We start from the raw sequence: 19623 nt of genomic DNA, 5'->3' as shown, positions 1-19623 counted from the left end.
CAAGGTTTTCTCTAATGGCGTCTCCTCTCATCATCGGCGGTATCGAGGCTGGAGGAACCAAGTTCCTGTGCGGCGTCGCCCGCGAGGACGGCGCGATCCTCGAGGAAATCCGCATCCCGACCACAACGCCGGTCCAGACATTGACGGCCGCCAGCGACTTCTTCACCCAGGCCGCCGAACGCCATGGTCCTATGGCCGCGCTCGGCATCGGCAGCTTCGGGCCGCTGTCGCTGCGAGCGACCGCCAGCGACTATGGCCGCATCACCTCCACGCCCAAGCCCGGCTGGCCCGGCGCCGACCTGCTCGGCCACTTCCGGCGGACCTTGGGCGTGCCGATGGTGCTGGACACCGACGTCAACGCCGCCGCGGTAGGCGAGCTCTTGTTCGGCGGCGGGCGCGGCCTGGACACCTTCTGCTATGTCACCGTGGGGACCGGGATCGGCGTGGGCCTGCTGATCAACGGCGCGCCGCATAACGGCGCCAATCATCCCGAAGCCGGACACATCCGCGTGGTGCGCGCCGATGGCGACACCGATTTCCCGGGCTCGTGCCCCTATCACGGCGATTGCCTGGAAGGCATGGCGCGCGGGCCGGCGATGCGCGTGCGATGGGGCGTGCCCGCCGAGGATCTCTCCGACGCCCATCCCGCCTGGCCGATGGCGGCCCACTATGTCGCCGAGCTCTGCGCGAGCCTGACCTACACGCTCCGGCCCGACCGGATCATCGTCGGGGGCGGGGTGATGCGGCCGCACATGTACGGCTTGGTTCGCGAGGCGCTTGTGCGCAAGCTGGCGGGCTATGACGCCAGTCTTCGAGAGCTTGACCCAACCGACTACATCGCCCGGCCGAGCGCCGGCTCCTCGGCCGGTTTCACCGGCGCGCTCGCGCTCGCCTACCGCCACGTCGCCGGCCGATGGCCGATGCACTGGGCGGTCGGCGCGCTGGACTCATCCAAGACAGAAAGCCTGATCTCATGAGCGACAAGCATCTGCCCACGGCGGGGCGCGCGCATAAGCGCGTGACCCTCATCACGATCCTGAGCGCGGCCGGGGCCGCCCTGGGCGGCCTGCTGTTCGGGCTCGACACCGCGGTGATTTCCGGCGCCACCTCCGCGCTCCAAGAACGCTTCGCGCTCAGCGACGCCCATCTTGGCTTCACCGTCGCCTCGGCGTTGATCGGCACGATCGTGGGGGCGCTGGTCGCCGGCTCGCCCTCGGACCGCTTTGGCCGCAAGCCTGTGCTGCTCACAGTCGCCATCGCCTATGTCGTGTCGTCGTTGGGCACCGCGCTGGCCGAGACCTGGCCAGTGTTCCTGGCCTTCCGCTTCCTGGGCGGTCTGGCGATCGGCGCAGCCTCGGTCATCGCCCCCATCTACATCGCCGAGGTCTCGCCGCCCCACGTCCGCGGTCGACTGGTGGCGCTGAACCAGCTCAACATCGTGTTCGGGATCCTGCTGGCCTTCATCTCCAACTATGTCGTCGCCGGCCTGGTTTCGCCGGACATGGCGTGGCGGTGGATGTTCGGCATCGTCACCATCCCCTCGGCGCTGTTCCTGGCCGTTACCCTGGTCCTGCCGGAGAGCCCGCGCTGGCTGGTGTCGGCCGATCGTGACGCCCAGGCCCTGACGGTCATGGATCGACTGGGCTTCCCCGATCCGGCCGAAGACATGCGCCACATGCGCGAGGCCACGGCCCGCGACGTCGCCGCCAGTCATGCCACGGGCAAGCTGTTCACCGGGGCGCACTCGTTCCCCGTCGCCTGCGCGATCGCGATCGCCATGTTCAACCAGCTCTCGGGCATCAATGCGCTGCTCTACTACGCGCCGCACATCTTCGAGCTGAGCGGCGCGGCCGCCGACAGCGCGATGCTGCAGTCGATCGCGATCGGCGGCACCAACCTGGTCTTCACCATCGCCGCGATGTTCCTGATCGACCGCTTCGGCCGGCGGCCCTTGCTGTTCTTCGGATCGATCGCCACCGCCGCGGCGCTGTTCCTCGTCGCCTGGCAGTTCGAAAGCAAGACGCCCAATGGCACGCTGGTGCTGGTCGGCCTGCTGGGCTTCATCGCCGCCTTCGCCATCTCGCAGGGTGCGGTGATCTGGGTCTTCATCTCCGAGATCTTTCCCAACACCGTGCGCGGCAAGGGCCAGGCGCTGGGCAGCACCACTCACTGGATCATGGCGGCCGCGATCACCTGGGCCTTCCCGGTGTTCGCGACCCACGTCGGCGGATGGGTGTTCGCCTTCTTCGGCGCGATGATGCTGCTGCAGTTCTTCTGGGTGTGGAAGGTGATGCCCGAGACCAATGGCATCTCGCTCGAGGATATGAACCTGGAAAGGGCCGGCCGATGATCGTGCCAATGCTGATGGCCGCCTCGACGATGCTTTCGCCGGTCGCCGCCGAGCCCGTGGCCAACCCGCGCCCCACCTATCACTTCGCGCCGGCGCGCAACTGGATGAACGATCCCAACGGCCTGGTCCATTACGACGGCGAATATCACCTGTTCTTCCAGTACAATCCCCATGGCGACCGTTGGGGTCACATGAGCTGGGGTCATGCGGTGAGCCGCGACCTGACGACCTGGAAGGAACTTCCGGTCGCCATCCCCGAGACGGACGTGATGGCGTTCTCGGGAAACGCGGTGATCGATTGGAACAACACCAGCGGCCTGGGCCAAAACGGCCGGCCGCCGATGATCGCGATCTATACGGGGTTCAATCCCGAGACAAAGAACCAGTCGCAATTCCTAGCCTACAGCAACGATCGCGGACGCACCTTCACGGTCCACGGCAAGGTGCTCGACATCGGCTCGACCGAGTTCCGCGACCCCAAGGTCTTCTGGCACGCGGCGACCAAGCGCTGGGTCATGGCCGTGGTGCTGGCGGCGGAGAATAGGGTCTCCTTCTACACCTCCACAAACCTGAAGGACTGGACCCACGCCAGCGACTTTGGCCCGATGGGCGCGCGCGGCAAGAACTGGGAATGCCCCGACCTGTTCGAGCTTCCGGTCGAAGGCGGCCGGCCAGGCGAGAAGCGCTGGGTGCTGAGCGTCAATCTCGGCGACAGCGGGGTCGCGGGCGGTTCGGGCGGGCAGTATTTCGTCGGCGATTTCGACGGCGCCAGGTTCACCCCGGTCACGAACTGGGGCGAGGCCCCGCGCTGGATGGACTGGGGCGCTGACTTCTACGCGGCGGTCTCATGGAACGACATGCCGGCCAAGGATCCTCGCCGCATCTGGATCGGCTGGGCCAACAACTGGGACTATGCGCAGGATATCCCGGCGGATCCGGCGCGCGGCCTGATGTCGGTTCCGCGGACGGTGCGGCTGCTCAAGACGGCAGACGGCTACCGCATCGCCCAGGCTCCCGTGAGCGAGCTTGAGCGGTGGCGCACCGGTCACAAGACGGCGCAGCGTATCCGTCTAGGCGAAAAGCCGGTCGCCCTGCCGGTGACGGGCGGCGCCGTCGAACTGCAGGTCGAGATGGATGTCGGCGCCGCAGAACACGCGGACCTCGTGCTCACCGACGCCAAGGGCTACCAGACAGTGATCGGTGTAGCGCCGGCCGCCAACGAGGTCTTTATCGACCGTTCGCGTTCGGGGCCGCACTTCCACGACAGCTTCACCGGCCGCCATGCCGCGCCCGTCGATCTCAAGAGCGGCAAGGTCAAGCTGCGGGTGCTCGTCGACCAGTCGATCATCGAGCTCTACGTCAACGATGGTACGGCGACGATCACCGACCGGTTCTTCCCCGGCGGCGGCGACTTGAAATGGTCGGCGAGCGTGCGGGGCGGGGCGGCGACGATCCGGAAGTTGGACGCATGGACGCTGGCCAAGCCCAAGGCCCGCTGAGCTGATGCAGGTCTAGTGCTTTGACCTCGATTTGGTTCGGGAAGGTGGCGAACTTCGGGAGTCCAGTCTGATGTGCTCGGTGATGGAACAAGGGCCTCTTACCGATTCTGGCCGGGCCGAGACCAGACCGTGCGCGACTGGGAGGGATTGGGCGCTGCCTGGCGGGACGGCGCCGCGCTATCGCCAGCTGTACGCCTTGATCCGCCAGCGGCTGTCCGAGGGGAAGCTTCGGCCGGGTGCTCGCTTGCCGGAGGAGCGGCACCTGGCCCGGCTCTGCGGCGTTTCGCGAACGACGGTGCGTGGAGCCTTGGCCCTGCTGGACGCCGAGGGGCTTGTTCGACGGCGGACGCGGGTCGGAACGGTCATTTGCGGCGGATAGTCAGGCAGTCGCGGAAAGCCAAGCTTCGACCTCAAGCTGCTCGACGGAGCGGGGGCCGCTAGAGGTGTTCAAAGGTGTTTTCTTCAGAGCCGAGCGAGCCGGAGGCTCGCTCGGTAGAAGATGAAAGACAGCAGCTGGACCGACGTGCGACGACGACGGCCGATCCGCTGCGTGTCGGAAGTCTCCGCGCATCGGCCGTCTCACGTGTCAACGCGGCCGAGGAGAAGGGGAAGATTGGCGTAAACGCGCCTTGTCCGTGCGGTAGTGGGCGAAAATACAAACGCTGCCATGGAGCCTAGCGGCCCAAGACTTCGCAGTCACTCAGACTCACTGCACCGTGCGATGCACGAAATCGGTAGGATCGATCAGACATGAGCGAGACCGCAGAGATCGAGGTTCATGACTACCTCTGCGAGCGCTTGGCGTTCCTGGGTTTGATATCTATGACCGCGAACATTGACCCAGAGAAGTTCGGCGCGAACTTGAAACGCCTCTAACTCCATGTCGAGGTTAGGATCTTCCTTCCGCCGGAAGGCGGTGCGCGTCACAGGGTATTCGTGTACCAAGAAGCGGAAGAGTTTTCCGACATCCGAGGATAGCGCGGCCCAGTCGTCGTCATTGACCTCTTCTGCATAGGGCAATCGGGGTGGCGTGGCGGCGATGACACTCTGCACATAGTCAACCAACCTGAGCGCCGTGGCGTCGTCTTCCGTCGCGTTCGCGCCAGTGCCGGACCCCTCAATGTCCATCATTTGCCGCGTGGCAAACCCCCACCAAGCTCGCTGTAGCAACTTGGCGGGAGGCAGGCCCGCAACGCGGTTTGATATGCGATCGACGAGGATTTGGATTTCCAAAGTTACCGCCGGGAAGCGAGCGGCCATCTTCTCTTGGACTTTGGCGTGGTCGGCGACGGTCATATTGTTGCGGCCGAGCACCAAACGGCCGAACCGGGCAAATTCAAACGGGCCAGCGCTGAACATCTCGTCAGGCTGCGTGCCTCGGCGGCCACTCTTTCGCTTCCTGCCCACGTCGCCCCCCGGATTTCGCCCCTAAGCTTGGGGTTGATTAGGCATTGGTTGCGAAGTTGGAGCTAAGGCAAGATAAAAGGACCAGGACCTTTCAGGTCCAGGTCATTGATGGTGCTCAGCTTTTTTAGGGACCACCGCAGGGGGCGGGGCCCTGTTTTTCGGACTTCCCCATACGCTTCAACGGCTTGGCCGGGACCAATCGCGCCGGCGCGTTCCGTTGGTCCCGGATAAGTCGTTATTTCTGCTCAGGAAATCTTGGAATCCGGGACCTCGGCTCAAAACGAGGTCCCGGAAATTTCTCAACACCACCAGCGACATAGACCTGAAAGGTCCCGGCGCTTTTATCTCGCCATCGAACTTTTGAGGGAATTTCCGCCTCCCTGCCTCCTCCCAATCACCCCAATCGCCGGCCACCACCAAGGGCGTTAGACCTTCGCTCGGAGACAATTCGCCCTGGTGCGCTTGGTGGAACGAGGGCCGGACGGGCTGGCGCGCGTCAAGGGTGCGCGCCTTCGGCGCGCATCGCGGAGCGACGGCGAAGCCGCCCTTGACCCGCACCATCCCGCCCGGCAGAGGCTCTCCAAGCGCTCCAGGGCGAGCACCGACCTTTCAGGTCCTGGCTCCCTGGAGCGGTTGGGGTGATGCCGGCGCCTATTTCGCCAGGCGGACACCTGGTCCGCCGCTGGCGTCTGCGCTGATGAAGACCACCCCACCTTCTTCCAAAGTCGTCTGAACCTTGTCGAGGTTGGCGGCCAGAATGCCACCACGGCCCGTTTCGAAACGAAGGATCGTAGATTCCGCGACGCCTGATCGTTCTGCGAGCTCGCGAACGCTGATGCCCAAGGCGGCTCGGGCCATTCGAACTTGCGGCGGGGCGAGAAGAGTCAACGTTATTCTCCACAAGTGAATGAATTTCGTTGACTCGGTCACCGTAATTCGTTTGAGTGTAGCTTCAATCCATTCAAACTCCACCGATTAGCGTGCTGATCGGGCCGAGCGCCTACGCCGGGAGCCCCCGCATGTCTGAAGACAAGGCCGATCTCACCTCCATCTCTCGCCGCACGCTCCTCGGCGCGACGTCCGCCGCGCCTCTGGTTTGCAGCGCCCCGAACGCAGCGGCGCCGCCAGCGGCGGAGAGCCTTATTGGCCAATGCGCGCTCTGGCTGGCGAACGACTTCGAGCACGATGGGCTGGCCCGGCGCTGGTCCGCATTGGAGACTCTTGCGGCCTCTGGGTACGATTATTTCCGCATGAGCGGCCATCAGCGCAGCAGCCTTCCCATGGCGCCCGAAATGGCCGCCATAGAGGTTCAGCTCGCTGAACTCTGGAAAGAGCGCAACCGCCGCCTCAAGGAGATCACCAAGCTCGCGCCGCGCAACCTCCATGAGGTCGCAAGCCTCCTGGTGATCGCCGCCCGTATCGACGTCTATGAGCCGGGCGAGACGACCCCGTTCGTGAGCAAGGCCATTGCGTTCCTGGCGTCGGCCAGATGCCCCGGCTGCGGAGAGCCCTATGTGCCGCCGAGCTTGCCTGCTGGCTGATAGCGCCGGGGCTCCTGGTCGTCGGCGTGCCTATATTCAAAGCTCGCAGGACATGCCTAAGGTCGTGCCTCCAATACCCTCCAAGTCAAACTCTCGATGCTTCCCACTCCAAGCCCAGGCGTCATAGCGGTCGCGAGCTTGAGGCAAGCGTGGCGCCACAAACGGCGATTTGACGCTGTAATCACCCTAGAAGATCCCGCGTGCCGCTCGGCCGATCAGCTGCGGTTTCATCGCGCGCCAAAACCTCCCCACCTCATTTTGCCGTTCGAGGACGTCGATGAACGTATCGGCCGAACACCTGACGATCGAGGTCACCGAGAACGTCTATATGGGCTGGGGCGGCGACGTGGTCAGCCAGGCCGTTCGCCGGTTGCACGACGCCGGCGTGCTGATCGCCCTGGACGACTTCGGCACCGGCTACGCCTCTCTGGCCAATCTGCGCCAATTCCCGATCGATCGGCTGAAGATCGACAAGTCCTTCGTCCAGAACAGTGAAGACGACGCCATCGTTCGGGCGGTCATCGGCCTGGGTGCCAGCATGGGCATGAAGGTGGTGGCCGAGGGTGTGGAGTGCGCCGATCAATTGGCGACGCTGACCAGTTACGGCTGCGATCAGGTGCAGGGCTACCATTTCGCTAAGCCGATGCCGGCGACCGAAGTGGCGGAATTCATGCGCAACTTCGCGCGCCGAGCCGAAAGCGCCCGAAAACAGAGGGGCCCCACACCAGAGTCCGACGACGCGAACCTCCGCGTCCTGGGCTGGCGTTAACGGCAAGGTCGGTTCGCCGGAACACGCATTGAAGTAGACGCGCGATTCCCATGTCGCGCGGCTTGCTCCAGCTTCGTCGCGACGGCTCACCGTTGCCGTCGGCCCGCATCCCGCCGATGACCTCGCGCGACCGCGCGACCGCTCGCTCGTCGCCTGTTCGGGCGATCTGGGACTTCCGCGGACGACGGCGGCGGAAGTGCGCGCCGGGCCTATTGCAGCGCGTAGCGCAGCGTCACCATCGCCGAGCGGGGCGCGCCGGGCAGGTTGAGGTTGGGACTCGTGCCGTGGCCGGAGACGAAATAGCCCTCGTCGAAGAGGTTGCTGACATTGAGTTGCGCCACCAGCGGTCCGAACCGCTTCCAGGCCATGGCGTCGACCGTGGCGTAGGCCGGCAGGGTGACCGTGTTGCCCGGATTGGCGAAGCGGTCCCCGACATAGTTGGCGCCGGCGCCGAAGCCGTAGCGTCCGCCGACATCCCGGGTCAGCCAGAGATTGGCGCTTTGCCTGGGGGTGATGGTGGCGCGCTTGCCCGCGATCGGCAGGCCGGCGTCGAAGGCGATCGACCGGGTGACCTTGGCGTCGAGATAGGCATAGCCGGCGATCGCCCGCCAGCCGCTGGAAAGGTCGAGGTTGCCGGTCAGCTCTACCCCGTCCGTGCGCTGCACGCCGATCGGGATGATCCGCAGGGTCGCCGGATCGGTGGCTTTTATATCGGTGCGCTCGAGGCGGAAGACCGAGACCGTGGCGCTGGCCCGGCCGTCCAGGAAGTCGAACTTCCCGCCGATCTCGCGGTTGGTGGTCTCTTCCGGGGCGATGTCGGCGTTGCTGGCGGCCAGGGCGAAGGTCTCGCCCGACGGCTGGAACGAGCGGCTCCAGGAAGCGTAGTAGGATTGGGTCTTCGTCGGCTGCCAGACCAGGCCCAGCCGGGGACTCCAGGTCTTGTCGGTCCGTGACAGGTCATCCAGCTTCGGCAGGCGCTGGTCGGTCGCCTGCTCAAAGCGATCGTAGCGAACCCCGACCAGCGCCTTCCAGTGCTCGCCCAGCGACACCAGGTCCTGGGTGTAGACGCCGACGGTCTTGAAGATCGTGCGGTTGTCGGCGGTCGGAGAGCCGGGAACCTCGCGGTCCAGGATCGGCAGCACCGGGTTGAACAGCGACACCGTCGCCACGCCGTTTCGCGAATAGGTCAGGGCGTCCTTGGCCTGACGGCCGATCTCAAGGCCGTAGAGGAGTTGATGGCGAGTGGCGCCCAGTGTCAGGTCCTGGGTCAGTTCGGCCTGGTTGAACCAGCCGTCCTCATCGCGCTCGACGTGCGAACGGTTGAGGGTGACGGTTTGGGCTGGCTCGACGACCGAGCCGGGCAGGGTGTTGAAGCGCGACAGGCTGTAGTTGTAGTAGCGGAAGGCGTTGCGGAACTTCAGACCCTCGCTGAACTGGTGGGACAGGGTCGCCGTGCCCGAGGCCACCTTGCTCTGGCTGGTGTCGACGTCGCGGGCGTTGGCCGCCCCGTAATAGGCCCCGGCGTCCACATCCACCGGCCGGCCGCGATAGGCCGGCACGCCGAAGTCAGTGACGCGCTTGTCGCGCAGATAGTCGGCCTGGATCAGCAGCGAGGTGTCCTCGCCCAGCGCCACGGTGGCGGACGGAGCGATGGCTTCACGCTTGAGGAACTGGGGATCGCGATAGCTGTCGGCCCGCTCGACCGCGCCGGCGACGCGCAACGCGGCGCCGGGCAGCGCCTTGCCCAGGTCGAACTCGATCCGCCCGTCGTCCCAGGCCCCGTAACTGGCGGTGACGGCGGCGATGTCCACGCCCGGCTTGCGGGTGACGCGATTGATTAGGCCGCCGGAAGAACCGCGGCCGTAGAGCACCGAGGCGGGCCCCTTGACCACCTCCACCCGCTCGATGTTCGACAGGTCGCGGAAGTACAGCGCGTCGTCGCGCACCCCGTCGACGAACTGGTCGGCGATCGCCGTGAAGCCCCGGATCGACACCTGGTCGCGCTGGCCGTCGCCGTGGGAGAAGCCGACGCCCGGCACGTTCTTCAGCACGTCCTGCAGCGACAGGGCGCGCTGGTCCTGCATGACCTTCAGCCCGACCACGTCGATGGTCTGGGGGATGTCGCGCAGCGGGGCGTCGATCTTGGTCGCCGTCGTCGCCTTGCCCGGATTGTAGTCGCCCTTGCGGCCGGTCACAGTGACCCCCGACACGTCGTTGGCCGTCTCCTCCGCCCACGCGGGCGCGGCGGCGAGCAGCGGCGCGAGCGTGCAGGCGAACAGCAGGTGACGGGCGGCGGGCGACATGGGCGATCCTCGACGGGAAGAGGCTGCGCCTAATAATCATTTGCAACAATGTGTCAACGCCGCAACCTCCACCCCGCCCGGACGGCCGACAATCCTCCGGCGCTGGATCGAGCAGGATCTTTGCCGGCGGGTCCAGTTTCCGACCGCGCCGTAAAGTTCGCCCAAGAGCATTCCGCCGTCCGATCGGTGTCCGCTCTCCCCGTTAACTTGTCAGACAAGTCACACAAAACAGAGGTTGTCTTGGCTGGGCGTGCGCGCCCCGGAAGCGGCAGGTGTCCAGGGTAATCTCCCTAAGCCGCCTCGTTTTCCCGAGGCCGGAAGGGCGAGAAGTGTGGCAAAATTCCCACCAGTTCGCACAATCGGTACCGCTACCATTGTCGTGTCGACGGGTTTTCTTGGCCTTTTTTGGTCGTGCTCCGCCGCTACAGCACAGAAAAATAAGGGCGTTTCGAACCTTGATATTGGTCAGGCCAATAGAATTCTGGCCTGGCCAGGAAATACGCCGACTTCATTGACTGCGGCGTGAGCCTGGCCAAAGGTCTGACGTCGTCGGCGTCGCCGCCGCACTAAGAGCAAGAAGTCGGGCCGCGCCCTTGGCGGCGGCCGTGTAGGAGGGGAAATCAATATGCGAACGCTGGCCATTGGTGCGCGTCTGGGGCGCGCGGCGCTTCTCGGCGCGACGATGCTTTCCGGATTTGTCGCGGTCCAGGCGCAGGCGCAGACCGCGCCGACGGTCCAGGCGCCCAACAATGACGTCGTCGAGGAAGTCGTCGTCACCGGCTATCGCAAGAGCCTGGCGCAATCGACCGTCGCCAAGCGCGAGACGACCGGCTTCGCCGACGCCATCTTCGCCGAGGACATCGGCAAGTTCCCCGACTCCAACATCGCCGAGTCGTTCAACCGCATTCCCGGCATCACCATCACCCGCGACATTACGGGTGAAGGCACCAACGTCGCCATCCGCGGCCTGGGCAGCAACTTCACCAACGTCACGCTGAACGGCGCCTCGATCGCCGTGGCCTCGTCGGGCGCCACCGACGCCCAAGGCACCGACCGCTCGGTCGACCTCAGCTTCTTCCCGACCGACCTGTTCACCAAGCTGACGGTCAACAAGAGCTATTCGGCCAGCCTGCTGGAAGGCGGCGCGGCCGGCAATATCGACATGCGCTCGGCCCGTCCGTTCGACCGCCCCGGCCAGCACCTGACGATGAACGTCCAGGGCGTGAAGCCGGACGGCGCCGACTGGGGCGGCAAGGGCTCGCTGATCGCCAGCAAGACCTGGGACAATTTCGGCGTCCTGTTCGGGATGTCCGGCCAGCGGCTCAAGACCGACACCCGCGGCTACGAGACGATCGGCTTCACCAACCCGAACCTGTCGGCGGCCCAGTGCGGCGCGACGTCGGGCTGCAACCCCACGGGCGGCGGCAACTGGACGATCCCGGGCACGGTGCCGGTCGGCGCGGGCGGCGGCCTGGTGGCCGGCCAGACCATCGACCAGGCCTTCCTGCTGGCGCACAATCCCGGCGCCTCGATCCAGCAGATCGACAACGGCCTGCTGCCGCGCCTGGGTCGCCCCTCGGCGGAATATGGCCGCCGCGACCGCTTCAACGCCGTGGCCAGCCTGGAATGGAAGCCGAACGACAACCTGAACTTCTATGTCGACGGCATGTACGGCTACAAGAACAACGACCTGATCCGCGAGGACATAGCGTGGATCGTGCGCAACGGCGCGATCATCCCGACCAACACCAAGTACGACAAGACCGACTGCTCGACCGGCTGCACGGTCACCCAGGGCACCTACGCCAACTCGCAGTTCTTCCTGGAATTCCGTCCCTACATGGAGAAGACCGAGCTCTGGGGGATCAATCCAGGCGGCGAGTGGCGCATCACCGACAATCTGAAGGTCGAGGCCCAGGCCAACTACACCAAGAGCACCTTCCATCGCGAAAGTCCGACCTTCGGTCCGGTGACCGCGCTGGGGGCCGGCACGACCGTCGACTACACCTACAACCCGAACGGCATTCCGACGATCAAGAGCAGCGTCGACCTGAACAACCCGGCCAATTTCGTCTGGACCGGCGGCCGGTTGAACATGCAGGACGAGCGGCGCTGGTATGAGACCAAGGGTGCTCGGGCGGCGATCACCTGGGGCGACGAGGCGCTGAACCTGAAGTTCGGCGGCAATTACGACGACGTCTCGCGCACCATCCGCGGTTACGACAACACCACGCCGTGGCAGAACGCGACCTGCGGCAACAACCCGAGCATCAACCTGCCGTCGCCCAACGGTCAGCCGCCCTGCCAGGGCCTGAACCAGCCCGGCGCCGCGCCCGCGGGCTATCCGACCTATCCGGGCTACGGCACGGGCTCCACGGCCGGCCAGACCGGGACGCTCACCTATGGCGGCTCGCTGATCCCGACCACCAGCTTGGCCAGCTACCTCAAGCCCGGCCCGGCCGGCTTCGTCACCGTCGACTGGGACGCGGTCAAGAAGGCCACCAACTACGACCAGCTCCATGCCAACACGCCGGAGACGGGCGGCTCCAACACCGGCGCCAGCGGCGGCTCCATCAACGAGAAGAACAGCGCGGCCTATACCGAGCTGAACGGCGTCACCCAGGTGATGGACAGCGACCTGCGCTTCAATGTCGGCGTCCGCTACGTCCACACCAAGCAGACGATCGGCGGCCGTGTCTCGGTCGCGGATCCGCGCAACAACCCGGCCGGCGGCCAGCTTCCCGACGGCTCGCGCTATCCGAACATCACCAACTTCGTCTACACCGAGAACACCTATTCCAAGTGGCTGCCGGCCGCCAACATCGCCTATGACGTCGGCGAGCACGCCGTCGCCCGCGCGGCGGTGTCGGAGACCATGACCCGTCCGGATCCGGCCGCCCAGCTGCCCGGCGTCAGCTTCGGCGCGCCGTCGGCCGACCAGGCCACCATCGGCAACTCGGCCCTGAAGCCGTATTTCTCCAAGAACATCGACCTGGGCTTCGAGTTCTACACCGGCCAGGAAGGCGTGATCGCGGTCAACGCCTTCCGCAAGTCGCTGACCGGCTTCACGACCAACAACGTCGTGACCCAGCCGTTCTCGTACCTGGCCCAGTACGGCATCACCTACGACACCCTGAACGACACCCAGAAGACGGCGATCAATTCGCGCGGCGGCCCGACCGCGGCGCAGGTCCAGATCCAGTCGCAGATCAACGTGCCCAACAAGCTGACGATCAACGGCCTGGAATTCCAGTGGGTGCAGCCGCTCGACTTCCTGACCAGCCGGTTCGGCGTCGAGGGGCTGGGCTTCAACGCCAACGCCACCATCGTCGACCAGACCAGCAACGGCGCGGCCGTCGCCTACGGCGTGGCCAAGTACACCTACAACCTGACGGGCTATTACGAGCACGACGGCGTCAGCCTGCGCCTGAGCCACGTCTACCGGAAGGGCTCGCAGTCCAGCGGCGCCAACCAGAACGGCGTCACCGCCGCGGCGCTGTTCGCGGACGACTACAAGCAGACCGACTTCTCCTCCAGCTTCGACCTGGAGAAGATGTTCGGCCTCGAGCACGTGCCGCAGCTGACCTTCAACGTGACCAACATCACCAACGAAAAGCTGCGCTCGCACTTCCAGTACGACAACGCGACGTTCACCTACTACAAGCCCGGCCGCCAGTTCCTGGTCGGCATGCGGGCGACCTTCTAGGCGCTGGGCGGACGGATGGCGGCGACGCCGTCCGTCCGCCTCGGACGCTTCACATGAGGGCTGGTGCGGCGCGCTGCTTTCGCGGCGGCGCCGCGCGCCAATTCGAGGACAGCACGCCTGCCTTCGTCGGCCGGCGGCCGATTTGTCGAACGAAGCGCCATTTGAAAAGCGGTCGCCCTTCGGTTATGTAGCCCCTGTCGGAAAAGGCAGACTTGGTCTGGTAAGCCCAAGTCCTTTCGGTGACGAAAGCTCTGGTCTTTGGCTTCGCGCCGGGGATCCCCGCGACGAACCCTGGACGCTCTCGCGAGCGCCCGTTGTTCGTCCGCGCGGTCTCCAGTTCGAGGAACGCTCCGGTCGAACCTCATCGACCAAGGAGCGCCCATGCCTATCCATCATCCCTTCACCCACGACGTCGTCGTCGCCGGCGCCGGCCCGGTTGGCCTCTTCCTCGCCTGCGAACTCAGGCTGGCCGGGGTCTCCGTCGTGGTCCTCGAACAGGCCGCCGATCCCAGTTCACCGCTGAAGCGCCTGCCGTTCGGCATGCGCGGCCTCTCGGCGCCGACCCTCGAAGCCTTCGATCGCCGCGACCTCCTGAATGCGGTCGAAGCCGTGCAACGCTTCAACCCGTCCACCGGCGCCGCCAAGGCCGCCTCCCACTGGGCGCAGCAGCCGCGCCGTCCCGCCGGCCATTTCGCCGGCATCTCGTTCTTCCACGAGGACATCGACACCACGCGTTGGCCCTACCGGCTGCCGAGCCCCGCGGGCGTCAACCTGGCCGTCGACATGCAGGCCCTCGAAACCATCCTCGCCGAACGGGCGACGGCCCTGGGCGCGGAGATCCGGCGCGGCTGGGGCGTCGAGGGCTTCGAGCAATCGGACGACGGCGTCGCTGTCCAGACCCGCGGCGAGCGCCTCCACGGCCGCTGGTTGGTCGGATGCGACGGCGGCCGCAGCCTGGTGCGCAAGGCCGGCGGCTTCGCCTTCGTCGGCACTGATCCGGAGTTCACGGGCTATTCGGTCGAGGCCGAGCTGGCCGATCCGGACGCGCTCGGCCCCGGGCGAACCTACACCGCGACCGGCATGTACACCTATGCGAGGCCCGGCGTGATCGCCATGGTCGATTTCGATGGCGGCGCCGCTCACCGCGCGCAACCGCTCACGCTGGACCATGTGCAGGCGGTGCTGCGCCGGGTGTCGGGCGTCGAGGTCCGTCTGACCGCCCTCAAGCTCGCCACCACCTGGACCGACCGCGCCTTCCAGGCGACGGAATACCGTCGGGGCCACGTCCTGCTCGCCGGTGACGCGGCGCACATCCATTCGCCGCTCGGCGGTCAGGGGCTGAACCTGGGCCTCGGCGACGCCCTGAACCTGGGCTGGAAACTGGCCGCCGCGGTCCGCGGGGACGCGCCCGTGGGGCTGCTTGACAGCTATGGCGCCGAACGCCGTCCCGAAGGCGCCCGCATCCTCGACTGGTCGCGCGCCCAGGTCGCGCTGATGCGGCCGACCCCGAGCACGCGCGCGCTGGTGACCGTCATCCGCGATCTCATCGCCACGGGCGACGGCGCCAGCTATTTCGCCGAGAAGGTCTGGAACGTGGCGCTGCGCTACGACCTCGACGCGGACCATCCGCTGGTCGGCCGCAGCGTTCCCGACTTCGCCTTCCCGGATGGCCCGAGCACGGGCGAACGCTTGCGCGACGGCAAGGCCCTGCTGCTCGACTTCGCTCCCGGCGGGCCGCTTCGGTCGGTCGCGCAGCGCTGGGGAGGGCGCATGTCCTACGCGGCCGGCCAGCCGCGGGATCGGCTGGGGCTGAGCGCCGTGCTCGTCCGTCCGGACGGCGTCGTCGCCTGGCTCAGCGAGATCGCCGGCGACGACGTCGGCCTGTCCCAGGCCGCCTTGCGATGGATCGGCGAACCGTGAGGCGAACATGCTTGCGCCCGCGCGGTCCAAGGTCTCGGAAGCCGATGAAGGCCGTCGAGGGGGATCAGCCCCGGGTGTCCAGCCTGGCTAGGTCGTCACGCGCAGCGTCCTGAACGAGTTGGGCCGCAGTACGGGTTCGCCGGCGCGGCAGAACTCAAGTCGAGGTCGGAAGATCGGCAAGCCATGGCGGCCTTCGGGAGATTGCGTCATCGTCGGCCTTTCCGCGGGGTCTTCGACGAGGCGCGCCATGCAAAGCCCATATGCTTCCCGCGTCCGCGTCAGGCGGTATGCGCCTGGGGCGATGGCCGTGCACAGCCATGACGCGCCGAGCCTGACCCTGGTGCTGGGCGGCCGTTACCAGGAGACGATCCGAGGGCGGGCCGATTGGCACGGTCCCGGAGCGCTGCTGTTTTGCCCACCGGGCGAACCGCACGCCCAGCTGTTCCCGCAGACCGGGGCGACGAAGCTGAGCCTGTCGCCCGCGCCCGCCATGTTGGACTACCTGGGCGATCGCCTGCCGCTGGCCGAGGCGCCGTCCGCCGCCGCGACCGCGCTGGTGCGGCTTGGTCGGCGCATGGTCGAGGAACTGCGCCTGGCCGACGAGCATTCGGGCGCGGCCTTGGAAGGGCTTTCCTGGGAGCTGGTCGCCCTGTTCGGCCGGCATGGCGGCGGAACGGAGGCGCAGAGCCCGGCCAGGGTGGCCGAGGCGCGCGACCATATCGCCGCCCATCTGCATCAACCGTTGTCGGTGGCGCGCCTGGCCGCCCTTTGCGAGGTCCATCCGGCGCGGCTGACCCGCGCCTTCCGTCGCGCGTTCGGCGTGGGGCCGGGCGAATATCAGCGCGCCTTGCGCCTGAAGCAGGCGCTTGCCCTGGTCGGCGAGACCGATACGCCGCTCAGCGAGGTGGCCCTCGCCTGCGGCTTCTGCGACCAGTCGCATTTCTCGCGGGCCTTCAAGGCCGCGTACGGCTGCACGCCGACGACCTTCCGCCGGCGTTCGTGAAATCCCAAACGTCGCGCCCGTCCAAGACACGCCGCCATACGGCGCCTAAGGCTTGGGCTCGCAGCCCTACGAGACCTCCCGATGATCCAGATCCTGGGCGCGGCCCTGGCCGCCGCCGTCCTGACGGCTCCCCCGGCCTATGACGCCGCCGCCTGGCGCGGCGACCTTGTCCGGCTGGAGACGGAGCTGGAGGCGCGCTACGCCAACCTCGCCTGGATGGGGTCCGTGGAAAGCGGCGTCGACGTCCCGTCCCTGGTCCGGCGGGCCGAGGTCGCCCTGCGCGCGGCCCGCAGCGACACCGAGGCGGGCGAGGCGCTGCGCGCCTTTGTCGCGGGTTTCCACGATGGCCATCTCTCGGAATTGACCACCCTCGCGCCGGCGCCGGCCGGCGGGTTCGAGCCGGAGCAGCCAGCCCTGGACCCGCTCGATCCGGTCACCGGCTGCGCCTCGATCGGGCACGCCTCGACCGCCAGCGTCGCCTTCAGCCTTCCGTTCGAAAGCTTGCCGGGCGTGCGGTTGCTGGGCGACGGCCAGGACAGCGTGTTTCGCGTCGGCCTGGCCGAGGTGGACGGCCGACGCCTGGGTCTTGTCCGCATCCAGGCCTTCCGCGCCCGGGCCTTTCCGCAAGCCTGCCGCCGCGCCTGGGCGCAGGCGCGCGAGGCCGGGAGGCCGATTACCCGCGCCGAGCTCGGCGAGGCGGCGGGCCGCCTGTGGCTGAAGGCGCTGGCCGATCAGCTCAAGACCTTGCGCGGCGCCGGCGCCGAAGGGGTGGTCGTCGATGTGGGCAATAATTCAGGCGGCGACGACAGCGGCGACTGGATCGCGCGCCTGTTCGGGTCTCGTCCGATCGCCTCGGCGCGCCTGCTGGTCGTCGACGCCCCGGCCGGCCGCGCCTATCTGGACGAGGAGATCGCCGACCTGACCGACGCGCTCGCCGCCAAGCCGAACGTGGAGGCCAGGCGCGCCCTGGAAAAGGCCCTGGCTCAGTTCGAGGCCCGCAAGGCTGTCCTCGGGACCAGGCCATGCGATCTCTCCTGGGTCTGGCGTGAGCGGCGGGCATGGCGCGACGTCGCCTGTCGCCGGATGGTCGAGGCGGGCTATGCGGACGGGCCGCTGCCCGGCCTGCCGGCGCACGCCTACGGTGACGTGCGCAGCGAGCAGGCCCTGGCCTGGTCGACCGCGGTCCAGGACCTCCAGGGCGCATGGCCCGGCCCCGCCTACGTGCTGATCGACCGCAAGACCTTCTCTTCCGCCGAGATGTTCTCGGCGACGATGCGCGACAACGGCGCGGCCAAGATCGTCGGCGGCCGCAGCGGCGGCGACGGCTGCGGCTTCATGGGTGACGCGCCGCCGCTGACGCTGCCGCACTCCCGCCTGCGCTTTCGGATCCCCAACTGCATGCGCTTGCGGGCCGACGGGACCGACGAGGTCGCCGGCGTGGCGCCGGACCTGCCGGTGGTTCCCGCCGAGGCGGAATCCGACCGCGCTCGCGCCGCGCGGGTTCTGAGAACGATCTCGGCCGACCTCGGGCGGTGAACGGTCGATCCGCTCGCGCTTGGAACGCTGTTCGCGGCGGTCCCGACATGCCCATACATTCCGGAAGCGCGGGCGTGAACCGCGTGTTTCCCGCGACGGCAGGGAGCGTGCGGCGGTCCGGGAGGGTCCTGGCGCGCTCCTGAGCCTAATCTATCCAGAGTCGCATTGGGACTTGTTAAGGTTGAGAAGTTCACCGTGTAGGAGACTTTTAAATAATCGTCCCGATTTCACTCATATGAATTACCTATATTCTCCCGATTTCCATATATAATGTTTGTTACTAACCTCGATGTATTTACTTAATGATCCTTTAAGATCTTAAATGTCTCGGAAGGGGTTTGTCCCTTTCTTTCAATCTCGGTCGACTAAAACGGCGCGGGGCAGATCTGGAGGAGATGTAAGTCAAATGAATATTCTGCATGACTTTATCCGGGAAGAAGACGGCGCGGCCGCGGCCGAGTACGCCTTGATCCTGGCGATCATCGGCAGCGCCATTGCGGTGGCCGCCTTGCTGCTGGGCACCAACATCGGCGTGGCGATCACCGGCGCCGCCACCTGCGTGGCCAATCCGTCCGCCGGCAATTGCTGACGGTCGGCCGCTGATCTTCGGCGGCGCGGCCTCAACGCCGCGCCGCCGGTTCTGGACGACGGGCCGAACAAGAGCCTGTCGCCGTCCCGGGGAGGGGTTGCCCCCATGCAGACGAGAACCGTCATTTCCCTGGCGGGCGCCGTGGCGCTCGGCCTGGGCGCGGTGCTGGCCGCGCGAGTCTATATGAGCGCGGGCCGAGACACCGGTCCCGCCATGCGCGAAAGCGCCTCGGCGCCCGTCGTGGTCGCCGCCCAGCCGCTGACGCGCGGCTTCAAGCTTCAGCCGGCCGTCCTGAAGGTGGTCCGCTACCCGGCCGACTCCGTGCCGCCGGGCGCGTTCGCCACCGTCGCCGCCGCCGCGGCCGCCCAGGGCGGGTCGCGCATCGTGCTCAAGGACATCGCCGCCAACGAGCCGATCCTGCCCGACAGGATCTCCGGTCCGGGCGGTCGCGCCAATCTCTCCGGCGCCCTGACCGAGGGCATGCGGGCGGTGTCGCTGCGCGCCAATGACGTAGCCGGCGTCGGCGGCTTCGTGCTGCCGGGCGACCGGGTCGACGTGCTGCTGACCCGCAGCCAGGACAACAATCAGCCTGAAACCAGCCTGACCCAGGTGCTGGCCGAGAACGTCCGCGTCGTCGGCGTCGACCAGTCCGACAACCAGTCCGCCGACAAGCCGGTGGTGGTCAAGGCCATCACGGTGGAGGTCACGCCCGACCAGGCCCAGGCCATCACCCTGGCCCAGGCGGTCGGCGCGGTCTCGCTGGTCCTGCGGCAGATCTCCGACCAGGCGCCGCTGACCCGCCAGTTCACCACCCTGGCCGACCTGTCGCGGGGCGGCGCGCCGCGCGCCGTGGCGTCCGCCGCTCCGGTCCGGACCAGCGTCCGGGCCAGGGCGCCCGTTCGCACCGCCGCGCCCGCCGCGCCGCGCACCACCGAGGTGCGGGTCACGCGCGGCGTTGTCACCACCGGCTACGAGGTGGGGTCATGACCTTGGTCCCGCT

At 67.1% G+C, this 19623-nt stretch carries 15 protein-coding genes and 1 pseudogene; 13 read left to right on the top strand and 3 right to left on the bottom strand.

Translation table 11 applies throughout. The features are described from left to right. Positions 1-14: 14 nt before the first annotated feature. The 5 genes from J2X41_RS08600 to J2X41_RS25280 all read left to right on the top strand — a co-directional run bounded on the left by J2X41_RS08600 (position 15) and on the right by J2X41_RS25280 (position 4527). Positions 15-977: an ROK family protein gene (locus J2X41_RS08600; protein WP_310081179.1), complete on the top strand. Its 963-nt coding sequence runs from the start codon at positions 15-17 to the stop codon at positions 975-977. Continuing rightward, positions 974-2350: a sugar porter family MFS transporter gene (locus J2X41_RS08595; RefSeq protein ID WP_310081178.1), complete on the top strand. Its 1377-nt coding sequence runs from the start codon at positions 974-976 to the stop codon at positions 2348-2350. The genes J2X41_RS08600 and J2X41_RS08595 overlap by 4 nt, the downstream gene beginning before the upstream one ends. After that, positions 2347-3849 carry a glycoside hydrolase family 32 protein gene (locus J2X41_RS08590; RefSeq protein ID WP_310081176.1) on the top strand — a complete coding sequence of 501 codons (1503 nt, stop codon included), beginning with the start codon at positions 2347-2349 and terminating at the stop codon, positions 3847-3849. Before J2X41_RS08595 ends, J2X41_RS08590 begins: the two co-directional genes overlap by 4 nt. Before the next feature lie 70 nt (positions 3850-3919). Next, the gene (locus J2X41_RS25285) at positions 3920-4228 is read left to right on the top strand and encodes a winged helix-turn-helix domain-containing protein (protein ID WP_404979904.1); all 309 of its coding nucleotides are present in this window, start codon (positions 3920-3922) and stop codon (positions 4226-4228) included. A 74-nt stretch (positions 4229-4302) separates the two neighbouring features. Further along, positions 4303-4527 (top strand): SEC-C metal-binding domain-containing protein, encoded by a 225-nt coding sequence (locus J2X41_RS25280; RefSeq protein ID WP_404979903.1) that lies wholly within the window; start codon positions 4303-4305, stop codon positions 4525-4527. 66 nt (positions 4528-4593) lie between these two features. On the opposite strand, the gene J2X41_RS08585 is transcribed toward J2X41_RS25280, so the two are convergent. Continuing rightward, a complete protein-coding gene (locus tag J2X41_RS08585) occupies positions 4594-5256 on the bottom strand; it encodes a hypothetical protein (RefSeq protein WP_310081175.1) in 663 nt (220 codons plus the stop codon). A gap of 651 nt (positions 5257-5907) precedes the next feature. After that, entirely contained in the window at positions 5908-6144 is a 237-nt protein-coding gene (locus J2X41_RS08580) for a helix-turn-helix transcriptional regulator (protein ID WP_310081173.1), read from the bottom strand. Positions 6145-6275: 131 nt separating this feature from the next. Here J2X41_RS08580 and J2X41_RS08575 point away from each other — a divergent pair, with 131 nt between their 5' ends. Beyond that, positions 6276-6797, top strand: coding sequence for a hypothetical protein (locus tag J2X41_RS08575; RefSeq protein WP_310081172.1), 522 nt, complete (start codon positions 6276-6278; stop codon positions 6795-6797). Positions 6798-7077: 280 nt separating this feature from the next. Beyond that, positions 7078-7479, top strand: a pseudogene (locus tag J2X41_RS08570) (EAL domain-containing protein); the annotation flags it as partial. Between the two features lie 296 nt (positions 7480-7775). Here J2X41_RS08570 and J2X41_RS08565 read toward each other — a convergent pair. Continuing rightward, entirely contained in the window at positions 7776-9869 is a 2094-nt protein-coding gene (locus J2X41_RS08565) for a TonB-dependent siderophore receptor (protein WP_310081171.1), read from the bottom strand. A 625-nt stretch (positions 9870-10494) separates the two neighbouring features. Between J2X41_RS08565 and J2X41_RS08560 the strand changes: the two genes are divergently transcribed. The 6 genes from J2X41_RS08560 to cpaB all read left to right on the top strand — a co-directional run bounded on the left by J2X41_RS08560 (position 10495) and on the right by cpaB (position 19610). Continuing rightward, positions 10495-13575, top strand: a complete 3081-nt coding sequence (locus tag J2X41_RS08560; RefSeq protein ID WP_310081170.1) for a TonB-dependent receptor — start codon at positions 10495-10497, stop codon at positions 13573-13575. A 381-nt stretch (positions 13576-13956) separates the two neighbouring features. After that, positions 13957-15495, top strand: coding sequence for an FAD-dependent monooxygenase (locus J2X41_RS08555; RefSeq protein WP_310081169.1), 1539 nt, complete (start codon positions 13957-13959; stop codon positions 15493-15495). 307 nt (positions 15496-15802) lie between these two features. Then, positions 15803-16498, top strand: coding sequence for a helix-turn-helix domain-containing protein (locus tag J2X41_RS08550; protein WP_310081167.1), 696 nt, complete (start codon positions 15803-15805; stop codon positions 16496-16498). A gap of 81 nt (positions 16499-16579) precedes the next feature. After that, complete coding sequence (locus J2X41_RS08545; protein WP_310081166.1) at positions 16580-18034, top strand: S41 family peptidase; 1455 nt, start codon at positions 16580-16582, stop codon at positions 18032-18034. Positions 18035-18440: 406 nt separating this feature from the next. Then, positions 18441-18623 carry a hypothetical protein gene (locus J2X41_RS08540; RefSeq protein ID WP_310081165.1) on the top strand — a complete coding sequence of 61 codons (183 nt, stop codon included), beginning with the start codon at positions 18441-18443 and terminating at the stop codon, positions 18621-18623. 105 nt (positions 18624-18728) lie between these two features. After that, positions 18729-19610 carry a Flp pilus assembly protein CpaB gene (gene cpaB / locus J2X41_RS08535; protein ID WP_310081164.1) on the top strand — a complete coding sequence of 294 codons (882 nt, stop codon included), beginning with the start codon at positions 18729-18731 and terminating at the stop codon, positions 19608-19610. Positions 19611-19623: the final 13 nt, after the last annotated feature.

The sequence above is a fragment of the Caulobacter sp. BE254 genome (assembly GCF_031457295.1).
Lineage (GTDB): Bacteria > Pseudomonadota > Alphaproteobacteria > Caulobacterales > Caulobacteraceae > Caulobacter.
The sequence above is the reverse complement of the archived record's forward strand: the minus strand, read 5'-3'. Positions and strand labels throughout refer to the sequence as shown.